Consider the following 15,374-nt stretch of genomic DNA (forward strand, 5'->3'; position numbering starts at 1 on the left):
CTTGCGATCACCAGCACCTGAAGCTGGCGTGTCTACCAATTTCACCACCTGGGCAGCATCAACAACGTTGCCGTCGTCGATGGCGCGCACTATACGGAGAGGATTTTTGGCTGTAAACCCCCGCTATCAAAAAAACCTGGAAAATGTCACCAGTGGTCGTGCAAGGTGCTTTCCGAGGGGCGCAAAGGGCTTTTAAACGCTTGTTGATGCCTGAAATTTCCCGTTTCAATACGCGTATGCCAAACTAACCCGCATATAGACAAGGTGAAAACTCTCTAATGGCCGATTGGCAGTCCCTCGATCCCGAGGCCGCTCGTGAAGCGGAAAAATATGAAAACCCTATCCCTAGCCGCGAACTGATCCTGGCGCATCTCGCCGATCGGGGTTCGCCTGCTAGCCGTGAGCAGTTGGTCGAAGAATTCGGTCTGACCACCGAAGACCAGCTCGAAGCCCTGCGCCGCCGTTTGCGTGCCATGGAGCGCGATGCTCAACTGATCTACACCCGTCGCGGCACCTACGCGCCTGTGGATAAGCTCGACCTGATCCTCGGCCGCATCGCTGGTCATCGTGACGGCTTCGGCTTCCTGATCCCGGATGACGGCAGCGACGACCTGTTTATGAGCCCGGCGCAAATGCGCCTGGTGTTCGATGGCGACCGTGCCTTGGCGCGTGTTTCCGGCCTGGACCGTCGCGGTCGCCGTGAAGGGGTGATCGTCGAAGTGGTGTCCCGTGCCCACGAGTCCATCGTCGGCCGCTACTTCGAAGAGGGCGGTATCGGCTTCGTTGTGCCGGATAACCCGAAGGTCCAGCAGGAAGTGCTGATTACCCCGGGCCGCAATGGCGCCGCCAAGGTCGGTCAGTTCGTCGAGGTGAAAATCACCCACTGGCCCACTGCGCGCTTCCAGCCGCAAGGCGATATCGTTGAAGTGGTCGGCAACTACATGGCGCCGGGCATGGAAATCGACGTTGCGCTGCGCACCTACGATATTCCTCACGTCTGGCCTGAAGCTGTGCTCAAGGAAGCCGCCAAGCTCAAGCCGGAAGTCGAAGAGAAAGACAAAGAAAAACGCATCGACCTGCGCCATCTACCGTTCGTCACCATCGATGGTGAAGACGCCCGCGACTTCGACGATGCGGTCTATTGCGAAGCCCGGCCTGGAAAACTGCGCCTGTTCTCCGGCGGCTGGAAGTTGTTCGTCGCGATTGCCGACGTGTCCAGCTATGTGAAGATCGGTTCGGCCCTGGATAACGAAGCCCAGGTACGCGGCAACTCCGTGTACTTCCCTGAGCGCGTGATCCCGATGCTGCCTGAGCAGCTGTCCAACGGCCTGTGCTCCCTGAACCCTCTAGTCGACCGTTTGGCCATGGTGTGCGAGATGACTATCTCGAAAACCGGCGAAATGACCGACTATCAGTTCTACGAGGCGGTGATCCACTCCCAGGCCCGCCTGACCTACAACAAGGTCAGCACCATCCTGGAACAGCCGAAAACCAGCGAGGCCAAGGCCTTGCGTGGTGAGTACGGCCATGTCGTGCCGCATCTCAAGCAGCTCTATGCACTTTACAAGGTGCTGCTGGGGGCCCGTCATGTGCGTGGCGCGATCGATTTTGAAACGCAGGAAACCCGAATTGTCTTCGGTTCCGAGCGCAAGATCGCCGCAATCACCCCGACTACCCGTAACGATGCGCACAAGCTGATCGAGGAATGCATGCTGGCGGCCAACGTGGCCACGGCTGAATTCCTGAAGAAGCACGAGATCCCTGCGCTGTACCGCGTGCACGACGGCCCGCCGCCGGAGCGTCTGGAAAAACTGCGCGCTTTCCTCGGCGAGCTGGGCCTGTCCCTGCATAAAGGCAAGGACGGCCCGACGCCGAAGGACTACCAGGCGCTGCTGGCCAGCATCAAGGACCGTCCCGATTACCATGTGATCCAGACCGTGATGCTGCGCTCCCTGAGCCAGGCGGTGTACAGCGCCGACAACCAGGGTCACTTCGGCCTGAATTACGAGGCGTACACCCACTTCACCTCGCCGATTCGCCGTTATCCGGACTTGCTCACGCACCGTGCAATCCGCAGCGTGATCCATTCCAAGCAGAACACCCCGCACGTCAAGCGTGCCGGTGCCATGACCATTCCGAAGGCACGGATCTATCCGTACGACGAAGCGGCCCTGGAACAGTTGGGCGAGCAGTGCTCCATGAGCGAACGCCGCGCCGACGAAGCCACGCGCGACGTGGTGAACTGGCTCAAGTGCGAGTTCATGAAGGATCGCGTGGGCGAGTCGTTCCCAGGTGTGATCACGGCCGTGACCGGCTTTGGTCTGTTTGTCGAACTGACCGACATCTATGTCGAAGGCCTGGTGCACGTCACCGCCTTGCCGGGTGACTACTACCACTTCGATCCTGTGCATCACCGCCTGGCGGGTGAGCGTACCGGTCGCAGCTTCCGTTTGGGCGATACCGTGGAAGTGCAGGTCATGCGCGTCGATCTCGACGAGCGCAAGATCGACTTTGGCATGCCTGACAAGCCCGCCGAATCGCCAACTGGCCGTAAAAAGCGTGGCAACGAGACGACTGCGCCTGCCAGCAAAGGCAAAGGCGCTCCCGCGAAAGCGGCAGTTGCAGAGCCCGCTCCAGCCAAGGCCGGGCGCCGTCCTGCAGCCAAGGACAAAGTGCCCGAGGCTTACCGCCCAAGCGATGCTGCGGCGAAAAACGCTGAACTGCGCAAAAGCCGTGAATTGAAGCAGCAGTTGCTCAATGAAGCCAAAAGCGGTGGTAAAGCGGCGTCTGGGGGAAAGTCCCAAGGGGCGGAAAAACCGTCGAGCAAACCCAGTAAACACCGTAAAGGCCCGCCTAAAGCGGGTTCGGCCCCCTCGAAAAGCGGCGGGTCGCGCAAACCTAAGGCCAAGCCATGAGTCTGGAAAAAATCTACGGCGTGCACGCCGTAGAAGCACTGCTGCGTCACCATCCCAAGCGCGTCAAGCAGGTTTGGCTGGCGGAAGGTCGCAGCGAGCCGCGCGTACAGGCGCTGGTCGAGTTGGCCAACCAGAATAAAGTTGCCATCGGCCAGGCCGAGCGTCGTGAGATGGACGTGTGGGTCGAAGGCGTTCACCAGGGCGTGGTTGCGGATGTAAGTCCAAGCCAGGTCTGGGGCGAGGCGATGCTCGACGAGCTGCTCGACCGTACTGAAGGCGCTCCGTTGTTGCTGGTGCTGGACGGCGTAACCGATCCGCACAACCTCGGTGCCTGCCTGCGTTCAGCGGATGCGGCCGGTGCGCTGGCGGTGATCGTGCCCAAGGACAAGTCGGCAACCTTGACCCCGGTCGTGCGTAAAGTCGCCTGCGGCGCAGCGGAAGTGATTCCGCTGGTGGCCGTGACCAACCTTGCGCGAACCCTGGAGAAGCTCCAGCAGCGCGGCCTTTGGGTCGTGGGCACGGCAGGGGAGGCCGAGGTCAGTATCTATGACCAAGACCTCACCGGCCCAACCATCCTGATCATGGGCGCCGAAGGCAAAGGCATGCGCCGCCTGACCCGTGAGCATTGTGACTACCTGGTGCACCTGCCGATGGCTGGTAGTGTCAGCAGTCTCAATGTGTCGGTGGCGACGGGCGTATGCCTGTTCGAGGCTCAGCGCCAGCGCGGTGCCAAGGTCAAGGCCAAGAAGTAATTCTGAGCCTGGCATAGATGCAAAATGTGGGAGGGGCTTGCCCCCAATAGCGGTAGATCAGTTACAGATGATGTGGCTGGCCCACCGCAATCGGGGGCAAGCCCTCTCCCACATTTGCTGTGTGGTGTTTGGAAGGTTGTTCAAATAATCACCAATTGCCTTGCGCCCATTCTCCCCCTTCTCTACAATTGCGCCCCTTGCCTTCCTGGCAGGCACCGATGTGCCTCCCTGCGGCAAGATCCATAAGTGTCATTCACTCCTTGTCTGACCGTTTTTGAGCGGCAGGCTACAACCCGTAAGGAGCATTCATGCGTCATTACGAAATCATCTTTTTGGTCCACCCGGATCAAAGCGAGCAAGTCGGCGGCATGGTTGAGCGTTACACCAAGCTGATCGAAGAAGACGGCGGCAAAATCCACCGTCTGGAAGATTGGGGTCGTCGTCAACTGGCCTACGCAATCAACAATGTTCACAAGGCTCACTACGTGATGCTGAACGTTGAGTGCACTGGCAAGGCCCTGGCCGAGCTGGAAGACAACTTCCGCTACAACGATGCAGTGATCCGTAACCTGGTCATCCGTCGCGAAGAAGCCGTTACCGGCCAATCCGAGATGCTCAAGGCTGAAGAAAACCGCAGTGAGCGCCGTGAGCGTCGCGACCGTCCTGAAGAAGGCGCTGATGATAGCGCTGATGACAGTGACAACAGCGATAACGCTGACGAGTAATCCACGGACCTTTTAAGGAGCCTATCAAATGGCACGTTTCTTCCGTCGTCGTAAATTCTGCCGTTTCACCGCTGAAGACGTGAAAGAGATCGATTACAAAGATCTCAACACTCTGAAAGCCTACGTATCCGAGACCGGCAAAATCGTTCCAAGCCGTATCACCGGTACCAAAGCACGTTATCAGCGTCAGCTGGCCACCGCTATCAAGCGCGCCCGCTTCCTGGCCCTGCTGGCCTACACCGACAGCCACGGCCGCTGAGACCGGGCAGTCGACAAGTAGTAAGGGATTGAATGCATGCGCGCCTTAGCTGAGTTCATCATGCGCGGTCGTGTGCAGGCCACTCTGGTAGTGGCTGGATGTGCAGCATTGCCGTTGTTGTATTGGTTGGGTGCTGCCGCGGGATGCCTTGTGCTCCTGCGGCGCGGTTTGCAGGACGCCGTGGGTGTCCTGGCCCTGGGATTGCTGGCCGCCTTGATCTGGTGGCTGCAATTGGGCGAACCCAAGGTGCTTATGGTGCTGTTGGGGTCGTCGAGCCTTGCGTTGGTTTTACGCGCAAGTGAGTCCTGGGTCCGCACGCTGCTGGTCAGCGTGGCATTGGGGTTGGTGTTTTCAGTGTTGCTCGGCGCGGCTTTCCACCCGCAAATCGAGGCGCTGGCGCAAGAGATCGTCAAGGTCCTGCCGCTGGCTCTCGGGGATCTCTACCAGCAATTATCGGTAGATGAGCGAGCGCGCCTTGCGGCGCTGATAGCACCGGCCCTGATCGGCCTGATGGCGGTAGTGTTGCAGATTGTCAGTGTGCTGAGCCTGATGCTTGGGCGTTACTGGCAGGCGTTGTTGTACAACCCGGGTGGTTTTGGTCGCGAATTTCGCAGTATCAGGATTCCCGCGGGCCCGGCGATGTTGTTGCTGGCAGGCATGGTGGTGGGGCCGAACTTCGGTCCACAAGCTGCCTTGTTATTGCTGTTTTGCAGCGTACCGCTGGTGTTTTCCGGGCTGGCCCTGATTCATGGGCTGGTGGCGCAGAAGCGCCTGGCCAGGTTCTGGCTGGTGGGGTTGTACGTCACGCTGATGCTGTTCATGCAACTGATCTATCCGTTACTCGTGGTTTTGGCCATTGTCGACGGCCTGATTGATTTTCGCGGTCGTCTGGCGCCGAAAGACGCCGATAACGCGAACGGTGAAGGTTAAAAGTTAGAGGATTTTCACATGCAACTGATCCTTCTGGAAAAAGTCGCCAACCTGGGCAACCTGGGCGACAAAGTGAACGTTAAGGCCGGCTACGGTCGTAACTACCTGCTGCCATACGGCAAAGCCACCGCTGCAACCGCTGCCAACCTGGCTGCGTTTGAAGAGCGTCGTGCTGAGCTGGAAAAAGCAGCAGCAGACAAAAAAGCTTCGGCCGAAACTCGCGCTGCCCAACTGGCTGAGCTGGAAGTGACTATCACTGCCACCGCCGGTGACGAAGGCAAGCTGTTCGGTTCGATCGGCACCCACGACATCGCTGATGCACTGACCGCCTCCGGCGTTGAAGTTGCGAAAAGCGAAGTTCGTCTGCCGAACGGCACTATCCGTAACGTAGGTGAATTCGACGTAGCCGTGCACCTGCACGCCGAAGTTGAAGCCACCGTACGCGTTGTCGTGGTAGCAGCTTAAGCAGTACCTAACTGACTGGCACCTCGCGTGTCAGCCAGTTAACATCGGGCACGATCCTGTTTACAGGTCGTGCCTTTTGTTTTTCTACACACCCCTAATTCCAAGTGGCCATGAACGATATTTCAGCTCCTGAGCAATACGATCTGCAAACCGCTGCCCTGAAGGTGCCGCCGCATTCCATCGAGGCCGAACAGGCCGTGCTCGGTGGCTTGATGCTGGATAACAACGCCTGGGAGCGCGTGCTGGATCAAGTCTCGGACGGTGATTTCTATCGTCATGACCACCGCCTGATCTTCCGCGCCATTGCCAAGCTGGCCGACCAGAACTCGCCGATCGACGTGGTGACCCTGGCCGAGCAACTGGACAAGGAAGGCCAGACCTCCCAGGTCGGCGGTCTCGGTTACCTCGGTGAGCTGGCGAAAAACACGCCATCCGTCGCCAACATCAAGGCCTATGCCCAGATCGTCCGTGAGCGCGCCACCCTGCGCCAGTTGATCGGCATCAGTACTGAAATCGCCGACAGCGCCTTCAACCCGGAAGGCCGCACCGCCGCCGAGATCCTCGACGAAGCCGAACGACAGATCTTCCAGATCGCCGAAGCCCGCCCTAAAACCGGCGGGCCGGTCAGCGTCAACGACCTGCTGACCAAAGCGATCGATCGTATCGATACGCTGTTCAACACCGACAACTCCATCACGGGTATTTCCACCGGCTACACCGACCTCGATGAGAAGACCAGCGGTCTGCAACCGGCCGACTTGATCATCGTCGCCGGGCGTCCATCCATGGGTAAGACCACCTTTGCGATGAACCTGGTGGAAAACGCTGTGTTGCGCAGTGACAAGACGGTGCTGGTGTATTCCCTGGAGATGCCAGGCGAATCGCTGATCATGCGGATGCTCTCGTCCTTGGGCCGTATTGACCAGACCAAGGTGCGTGCCGGTCGCCTGGAAGATGACGATTGGCCAAGGTTGACCTCCGCGGTCAACCTGCTCAACGATCGCAAGCTGTTCATCGATGACACCGCGGGTATCAGCCCGTCCGAGATGCGTGCACGGACCCGTCGCCTGGTGCGTGAACATGGCGATATCGCCCTGATCATGATCGACTACCTGCAACTGATGCAGATCCCGGGCTCGAGCGGTGACAACCGGACCAACGAGATTTCCGAAATCTCCCGGTCCTTGAAAGCCCTGGCCAAGGAATTCAACTGCCCGGTGGTGGCGTTGTCCCAGCTCAACCGTTCCTTGGAACAACGTCCCAACAAGCGCCCGGTAAACTCCGACTTGCGGGAATCCGGAGCGATCGAGCAGGATGCTGACGTGATCATGTTCGTATACCGCGACGAGGTGTATCACCCCGAGACCGAGCACAAGGGGATTGCCGAGATCATTATCGGCAAGCAGCGGAACGGGCCGATTGGCTTTATCCGCCTGGCATTCATCGGTAAGTACACCCGTTTCGAGAACCTTGCGCCGGGTAGCTACAACTTCGACGACGACGAATAACCCTCGTGTTCAATTCCGACCATTACCGTCGGAATTGGTCAAAATTTGTGCTATATTCCGCGCCCGCGATTTTTCATCTCAACACCGGTCACCGTCATGCAAACAGCCAAGCCGTTATTTGACTATCCCAAGTACTGGGCCGAATGTTTCGGTCCTGCGCCATTCCTGCCGATGAGCAGGGAGGAGATGGATCAGCTTGGCTGGGATTCGTGTGACATCATCATCGTCACCGGTGATGCGTACGTGGACCACCCGTCGTTTGGCATGGCCATCATCGGCCGGCTGCTGGAGTCCCAGGGCTTCCGCGTCGGGATCATCGCGCAGCCGAACTGGCAGTCCAAAGACGACTTCATGAAGCTCGGCGAGCCGAACCTGTTCTTCGGCGTCGCGGCCGGCAACATGGACTCGATGATCAACCGCTACACCGCCGACAAGAAAATCCGCTCCGACGACGCCTACACCCCTGGCGGCATGGCCGGCAAACGCCCGGATCGCGCCAGCCTGGTGTACAGCCAGCGTTGCAAGGAAGCCTACAAGAACGTACCGATCGTACTTGGCGGCATCGAAGCCTCCCTGCGCCGCATTGCCCACTACGACTACTGGCAGGACCGGGTGCGCAACTCGATCCTGATCGACGCCACCGCCGACATCCTGCTGTACGGCAACGCCGAGCGGGCCATCGTCGAGGTTGCCCAGCGCCTGTCGTGGGGCCACAAGATCGAAGACATCACCGACGTGCGCGGCACCGCGTTCATCCGTCGCGACACGCCAGCCGGCTGGTACGAAGTGGACTCCACCCGTATCGACCGTCCGGGCAAGGTCGACAAGATCATCAACCCGTACGTGAATACCCAGGACACCCGGGCCTGCGCCATCGAGCAGGAAAAGGGGCCCGTTGATGATCCGCAGGAAGCCAAGGTCGTGCAGATCCTGGCCAGCCCGCGCATGACCCGCGACAAGACCGTGATCCGCCTGCCATCGGTGGAAAAGGTCCGTGGCGACGCCGTGCTCTATGCCCACGCCAACCGCGTGCTGCACCTGGAAACCAACCCAGGCAACGCCCGCGCCCTGGTGCAGAAGCACGGTGAAGTGGACGTGTGGTTCAACCCGCCGCCCATCCCGATGACCACCGAAGAAATGGACTACGTGTTTGGCATGCCATACGCGCGTGTCCCGCACCCGGCGTATGGCAAGGAAAAAATCCCGGCCTACGACATGATCCGTTTCTCGGTGAACATCATGCGTGGCTGCTTCGGCGGCTGCACCTTCTGCTCGATCACCGAGCACGAAGGCCGGATCATCCAGAACCGTTCCGAAGAGTCGATTATTCGCGAGATCGAAGAGATCCGTGACAAGGTCCCAGGTTTCACCGGGGTGATCTCCGACCTCGGCGGCCCGACCGCCAATATGTACCGCATTGCCTGCAAGAGCCCGGAAATCGAATCCGCGTGCCGCAAGCCGTCGTGCGTGTTCCCCGGCATCTGCCCGAACCTGAACACCGACCACTCGTCGCTGATCCAGCTGTATCGCAGCGCCCGGGCATTGCCGGGTGTGAAGAAGATCCTGATCGCTTCCGGCCTGCGCTATGACCTCGCGGTCGAGTCGCCGGAATACGTCAAAGAGCTGGTCACCCACCATGTCGGTGGCTACCTGAAGATCGCCCCGGAACACACCGAGGAAGGTCCGCTCAACCAGATGATGAAGCCGGGCATTGGCAGCTATGACAAGTTCAAGCGCATGTTCGAGAAGTACACCAAGGAAGCGGGCAAGGAGCAGTACCTGATCCCGTACTTTATCGCGGCCCACCCCGGCACCACCGATGAAGACATGATGAACCTGGCCCTGTGGCTCAAGGGCAACGGCTTCCGCGCCGACCAGGTGCAGGCGTTCTATCCGTCGCCGATGGCCACCGCCACCGCGATGTATCACTCGGGCAAGAACCCGCTGCGCAAGGTCACCTACAAGAGTGACGCGGTGACCATCGTCAAGAGCGAAGAACAGCGCCGCCTGCACAAGGCGTTCCTGCGTTACCACGACCCGAAAGGTTGGCCGATGCTGCGTGAAGCGCTGACCCGCATGGGCCGCGCCGACTTGATCGGGCCGGGCAAGGATCAATTGATCCCCTTGCACCAGCCCGCCACCGACAGCTACCAGAGCGCGCGTCGCAAGAACTCGACGCCGGCCGGCAGCCATAAGGTCGCCAAGGAAACCACCACCCGGATCCTCACCCAACACACCGGCCTGCCACCCCGTGGCAGTGACGGCAGCAACCCGTGGGACAAGCGCGAGCAAGCCAAGGCCGCGGCCATGGCGCGCAACAAGCAGGCGGCCAAGGAGCGCGCTGATGCGGCCAAGGGCAAGGGCGGCAAGCCAGCCCGCAAGCCGGTCGTGCCGCGTTGATCGCCGCGTGAATATGCAAAACGCCAGCCTTGTGCTGGCGTTTTGCTTTCTGGTCGGGGGTGAGCCTGTTTGGTAAGGTGGCGCCCATTGAAGCGCTATCGGGGGCAAGCCCCCTCCCACATTTTGAGTGTATTCACAAATCAAGTGTGGGAGGGGGCTTGCCCCCGATAGCGTCAGTCCAGTCACCACCCCTTCAAGGAAGAACACCCCCATGGGCAACCCCCTGCTCGGCATCGGCATGGACTCCAACCGCTCCCAGTTCATGGCGCGCCAGCGCATCGAAAGCCAGATCAACCTGCAGCGCCTGTTCGCCGCCATCGACGCCGACCCCGGTATCGTCGGCGCGGGGGTGGTGTATGTCGACGCTGACTTCAATGTCATTACCCTGCGCGAATTCAAGCCCATCTGCAGCATCAAGCCCAAGCGCATCATTTTGCGTGAAGCGCAGAAGTACATTGCGCCAACACAGTTTGCTCAACATGTCGTGAGCAATCCTCGAGAATCGCGACTGATTGGCGAAGCCGTGAATACCGGAATCTCCTGCTTGGGGGCGGTCATCAGTTGGGCTGCGATCGCCAGTGGAACAATTCTGGTGCCTTTCAGCGCTGGAGCCAGTTCCGTCATCGTTGTAGTGGGGTATGCGGCTGCCGGCGCAAGTACGCTTCAGTGTTTCAACGGCATTGCCCGAACAGCGCTGGAAGTCGCCAAACCTGAGGTCAAGGATTCGCTCGACAGTGAAGGCTGGTACCAGAATGCGTCCATCGTGCTGGACGCCGTATCGCTGGCAGGCGTGGGCGCTTCGGCCCTGACGACGGTCAAGCTGGTCAGGGCCGCCAAAGCATCGACGGGCAAGAGCCTGCGTGATGTGCTTCGCGGTTTGAATCGCCAGGAAAGAGCCAAGCTGACGAAAGAGCTGCTGAGCATCAACCATCCCAGCTTGACCGCGAAGATGATCAAATTGAGGCAGGCGTCGGGCGAACTCACCAAGCGTTTCACCCCTACGCAGCTCAAGCACAGCACCACTACCCAGATCAAAGACGTCCTGGGCGCAAGCGTTGGGTTTGGCGGGAGTGCCTACTCCGGAAACGTCAACACCATCGCGATTGGACTGTACGAGGAGGTAAGCGAATGAGCGAATTGATGACGCTACGCGAATTTTTCAGACAATACTTTCTGACGTTTATGGGCGGCGTATTTGCTGCGTGTTTTTCTTTGGCGTTGGCTGTGGCGCTGGCGTTCATCACCTATTTTCGTGATGCGCCGATGGCTCAAGTGGGGCTCAAGATCATGTCTGCCGGGGCGCTGCTCATTCTGTTGACGGTCCATAGCAACTTTATGATTTTGCGGGGCCGACCCTCCTGGGTGTGGGTAATGGTCGGTATCTATGTCGCCTGTCTACTGTTTGTAGTTCCGATGGTTCAATTCCAGCCTCACAAAGTCCTTTATGGGTTGGCGCTGTTATTCCCATTGCTTGGATTATTGACACTTAACAGCCAGGTTCAACGAGAGATGCGCACGAAACTCGTGGGAATCCGTCGCATTCGGCAGGCGGTTAAATCAACCGTCAGATCGAGTAGTCGCATGTGAAGGCGCCGCCTTCGATAAACGGTTTCCTCGCGCGCTATTTTCCGGTCTTCATGGGGACGATTTTCATGGCGATCTTCTCCGGCTCAGCCTCGTTTTCCATGGTTGGCGTGACCTATTTGCGCGGTCTTGATCCCGCGCTCAAGGCCAACTATTCAGTAGGCGCGATCCTGGTGCTGTTTCCGTTGCTGGGCTTGCTGTTGCTCAACAGCAAGCGCCACCGCGAAATGCGCCAAAAGCTGCTGGAAATTCGCCGCCTTAAAGAAGCCGTGATCGCCAAGCACAAGGCTCGCTGACTGGGTAGATTCACCACCCCTTCTCACACGGGCGCCACAAATATGTGCAACCCTCGCACCAGGGCGCACACGTTGGCGCCGTTTTGGTGCTGTACTGCACCGGGTCTTACGATAAAGCGCAATGACCGCCGCTCTGGCATAAGTCTTGCGCGCGTTGTGTCCATGCCCTGGCTCGCAGGAGGCCGCCGTGTCGATTCATGTCGCGTTGCACCATGTTACGCATTACCGCTACGACCGCGCGGTCGAACTCGGCCCACAGATCGTGCGTCTGCGCCCGGCTGCCCATAGCCGCACGCGGATTTTGTCCTACGCTCTCAAAGTGCTGCCCGAGCAGCATTTCATCAATTGGCAGCAGGACCCTCAGGGCAATTACCTGGCGCGCCTGGTGTTCCCGGAAAAAACCGATGAACTGCGCATCGAAGTCGACCTGGTCGCCGAGATGGCGGTGTTCAACCCGTTCGACTTTTTCCTTGAGCCCTACGCCGAAAAAATCCCCTTCAGCTACGCCGCCGATGAGCAGCGTGAGCTGGCGCCGTACCTGGAAACCTTGCCGCTGACGCCGAAGTTTGCCGCCTACTTGGCGGGTATCGACCGCACGCCGTTGCCGGCCGTTGATTTCCTGGTGGGCCTCAACCAGCGCCTGGCCGCCGACATCGGCTACCTGATCCGCATGGAACCGGGTGTGCAAACCCCGGAATTCACCCTGGAAAATGCTTCCGGCTCCTGCCGTGATTCGGCCTGGCTGCTGGTGCAACTGTTGCGTAACCTCGGTTTGGCGGCGCGGTTTGTGTCCGGTTATCTGATCCAGCTGACCGCCGACGTCAAAGCCCTCGACGGCCCCTCCGGCACCGAAGTCGACTTCACCGACCTGCACGCTTGGTGCGAAGTGTATTTGCCCGGTGCCGGCTGGATCGGCCTGGATGCCACCTCCGGGTTGTTCGCCGGTGAAGGGCATATCCCATTGGCCTGTAGTCCTGATCCATCGTCTGCTGCGCCGATCAGCGGGCTGGTGGAACCCTGCGAGTGCGAATTCACCCATGAAATGTCGGTGGAGCGCATCTGGGAAGCGCCACGGGTGACCAAGCCCTACACCGAAGAGCAATGGCTGGCGATCCAGGCCCTGGGCCGGCAGATCGATGGCGACCTGCTCAAGGATGATGTGCGCCTGACCATGGGCGGCGAGCCGACCTTCGTTTCCATCGACGATCCTGATGGCGCCGAGTGGAACACCGCGGCTCTCGGGCCGGACAAGCGTCGCTTGTCCGCCGAACTGTTCCAGCGCATGCGCAAGCACTACGCACCCAAGGGGCTGGTGCACTTCGGCCAGGGCAAGTGGTACCCCGGCGAGCAATTGCCGCGCTGGTCGCTGAACTGCTATTGGCGCCGTGACGGCGTGCCTATCTGGCACAACAGCGCGCTGATTGCCGACGAACAACAGGACTACGGCGCCGATGGCGCATTGGCTGGGCGCTTCCTCGCCAGTGTCGCCGAACGCCTCAAGCTGCCGGCACGCTTTGTGTTCCCGGCCTATGAAGACAACTTCTACTACCTGTGGCGCGAAGGTGCGTTGCCGCAAAACGTCACCGCCCAGGACCCGCGCCTGAGCGACGACCTGGAGCGCGAACGCCTGCGCAAGGTGTTCAGCCAGGGCCTGGATAAAGTCATCGGCCAAGTGCTGCCGCTGGCGCGCACGGCGGCCAATGACCGCTGGCAGAGCGGGCGCTGGTACCTGCGCGATAACCATTGCCGCCTGGTACCGGGGGATTCGCCGTTGGGCTATCGCCTGCCGTTGGCCTCGCAGCCGTGGGTGACGGCGGCGGAGTATCCGTTCGTGCACCCGACTGACCCGAACCAGGATCAGCCGGAGTTGCCGACCAGCGCCCAACTGCAAAGCCATGGCGAACCGGCGCCGAGCGACGAGCGCGTGCCGAAGATCGATGAGTCTGCCGACTGGCTGACCCGCACCGCTCTGTGCGCCGAAGCGCGGGAAGGGCGCCTGTACCTGTTCATGCCGCCATTGGAGCGGGTCGAGGACTACCTGGAGTTGGTCGCCGCCATTGAAGCCACCGCCGAAGAGCTGCATTGCCCGGTGTTGCTGGAAGGCTACGAGCCACCGTTCGATATGCGCCTGAGCAACTTCCGCGTCACGCCGGACCCGGGTGTGATTGAGGTCAACGTGCAGCCGTCCGCCACTTGGGACGAATTGGTGGAACGTACCGAATTCCTCTACGAGGAGGCGCGGCAAACCCGCCTGACCACCGAGAAGTTCATGATCGACGGCCGCCACACCGGCACCGGCGGTGGCAACCATTTTGTACTGGGCGGCGCGACGCCCAAGGATTCGCCGTTCCTGCGCCGGCCCGACCTGCTACGCAGCCTGATCAGCTACTGGCATAACCACCCCTCGCTGTCGTACCTGTTTTCCGGCCTGTTTATCGGTCCGACTTCCCAGGCACCGCGGGTGGATGAAGCGCGCAACGATGCGCTGTATGAGCTGGAAATCGCCTTCGCCCAAATGCCCCAGCCCGGTGAAGAATGCCCGCCGTGGTTGGTGGACCGCCTGCTGCGCAACCTGTTGATCGACGTGACGGGCAACACCCACCGCGCCGAATTCTGTATCGACAAGCTCTACTCGCCGGACGGTGCCACTGGCCGCCTGGGCCTGCTGGAATTGCGCGCCTTTGAAATGCCGCCCCACGCACGCATGAGCCTGACCCAGCAATTGCTGCTGCGGGCCTTGGTGGCGCGTTTCTGGCGTGAACCCTATGCGCCGCCGAAACTGGCGCGCTGGGGCACTGAGTTGCATGACCGTTTCCTGTTGCCGCACTTTATCGAGCAGGATTTTGCCGACGTAATCGTCGAGTTGAACGCCGCCGGTTACCCGTTGCGGGCCGAATGGTTCGCCGCGCACCTGGAGTTCCGCTTCCCCAAGGTCGGCGATTACGCCGTCAGCGGGATCGAACTGGAACTGCGCCAGGCCTTGGAACCCTGGCATGTGCTGGGCGAAGAGGGCGCGGCGGGCGGCACGGTGCGTTATGTGGACTCGTCCCTTGAGCGCCTGCAGGTCAAACTGACCGGGCTGGCGCCGCAACGCTACCTGCTGACCTGCAATGGCATTCCGGTGCCGTTGCAAGCCACCGGACGGGTGGGTGAGTTTGTCGCCGGCGTGCGTTACCGCGCCTGGCAACCGGCCAACTGCCTGCAACCGACCATCCCGGTGCATGCGCCGTTGGTGTTCGACCTGCTCGATACCTGGATGCAGCGCTCGCTGGGCGGCTGCCAGTACCATGTCGCGCATCCGGGCGGGCGTAACTACGACAGCTTGCCGGTGAATGCCAATGAGGCGGAGAGCCGGCGCATGGCGCGGTTCTTCCGTCTCGGCCATACACCAGGAAAGCTCCCCGTGCCGAGTGTTGTGATCAATGACGAATTCCCGATGACCTTGGATCTGCGGCGTCACCCCAATAATAATGACTGAATGCGACCCAAATATGAGGGGACCTTGCTCCCGATTGTGGTGAGTCAGCCGATACCTAGGTT

Annotated in this window: 12 protein-coding genes; all 12 read left to right on the top strand. The window is 60.2% G+C overall.

The genetic code is table 11. The features are described from left to right. The first annotated feature begins 278 nt into the window (after positions 1–278). The 12 genes from rnr (at position 279) to ACODSV_RS25835 (ending at position 15,312) form a co-directional block, all read left to right on the top strand. Positions 279–2,915 (top strand): ribonuclease R, encoded by a 2,637-nt coding sequence (gene rnr, locus ACODSV_RS25780; RefSeq protein WP_024073088.1) that lies wholly within the window; start codon positions 279–281, stop codon positions 2,913–2,915. After that, positions 2,912–3,667: a 23S rRNA (guanosine(2251)-2'-O)-methyltransferase RlmB gene (rlmB, locus tag ACODSV_RS25785; RefSeq protein ID WP_024073089.1), complete on the top strand. Its 756-nt coding sequence runs from the start codon at positions 2,912–2,914 to the stop codon at positions 3,665–3,667. The genes rnr and rlmB overlap by 4 nt, the downstream gene beginning before the upstream one ends. Before the next feature lie 308 nt (positions 3,668–3,975). After that, entirely contained in the window at positions 3,976–4,392 is a 417-nt protein-coding gene (rpsF, locus tag ACODSV_RS25790; RefSeq protein ID WP_005784250.1) for a 30S ribosomal protein S6, read from the top strand. Positions 4,393–4,420: 28 nt separating this feature from the next. Further along, complete coding sequence (gene rpsR, locus ACODSV_RS25795) at positions 4,421–4,651, top strand: 30S ribosomal protein S18 (RefSeq protein WP_002551829.1); 231 nt, start codon at positions 4,421–4,423, stop codon at positions 4,649–4,651. Positions 4,652–4,687: 36 nt separating this feature from the next. Continuing rightward, a complete protein-coding gene (locus ACODSV_RS25800) occupies positions 4,688–5,581 on the top strand; it encodes a YybS family protein (protein ID WP_024073090.1) in 894 nt (297 codons plus the stop codon). An 18-nt stretch (positions 5,582–5,599) separates the two neighbouring features. Beyond that, the gene (gene rplI, locus ACODSV_RS25805; protein WP_010563337.1) at positions 5,600–6,046 is read left to right on the top strand and encodes a 50S ribosomal protein L9; all 447 of its coding nucleotides are present in this window, start codon (positions 5,600–5,602) and stop codon (positions 6,044–6,046) included. Between the two features lie 110 nt (positions 6,047–6,156). After that, complete coding sequence (gene dnaB / locus ACODSV_RS25810; protein WP_024073091.1) at positions 6,157–7,554, top strand: replicative DNA helicase; 1,398 nt, start codon at positions 6,157–6,159, stop codon at positions 7,552–7,554. Between the two features lie 96 nt (positions 7,555–7,650). Beyond that, positions 7,651–9,954: a YgiQ family radical SAM protein gene (locus ACODSV_RS25815; protein WP_150056199.1), complete on the top strand. Its 2,304-nt coding sequence runs from the start codon at positions 7,651–7,653 to the stop codon at positions 9,952–9,954. 211 nt (positions 9,955–10,165) lie between these two features. Further along, positions 10,166–11,086, top strand: coding sequence for an Ssp4 family T6SS effector (gene ssp4, locus ACODSV_RS25820; RefSeq protein WP_024073093.1), 921 nt, complete (start codon positions 10,166–10,168; stop codon positions 11,084–11,086). Then, complete coding sequence (locus ACODSV_RS25825) at positions 11,083–11,541, top strand: hypothetical protein (RefSeq protein ID WP_150055993.1); 459 nt, start codon at positions 11,083–11,085, stop codon at positions 11,539–11,541. Before ssp4 ends, ACODSV_RS25825 begins: the two co-directional genes overlap by 4 nt. Next, positions 11,538–11,834 carry a hypothetical protein gene (locus ACODSV_RS25830; protein WP_411741556.1) on the top strand — a complete coding sequence of 99 codons (297 nt, stop codon included), beginning with the start codon at positions 11,538–11,540 and terminating at the stop codon, positions 11,832–11,834. Before ACODSV_RS25825 ends, ACODSV_RS25830 begins: the two co-directional genes overlap by 4 nt. 187 nt (positions 11,835–12,021) lie before the next feature. Then, on the top strand, positions 12,022–15,312 hold the full coding sequence (locus tag ACODSV_RS25835; protein ID WP_024073096.1) for a transglutaminase family protein: 3,291 nt from the start codon (positions 12,022–12,024) through the stop codon (positions 15,310–15,312). Positions 15,313–15,374: the final 62 nt, after the last annotated feature.

This window comes from Pseudomonas sp. FG86 (genome assembly GCF_057808775.1).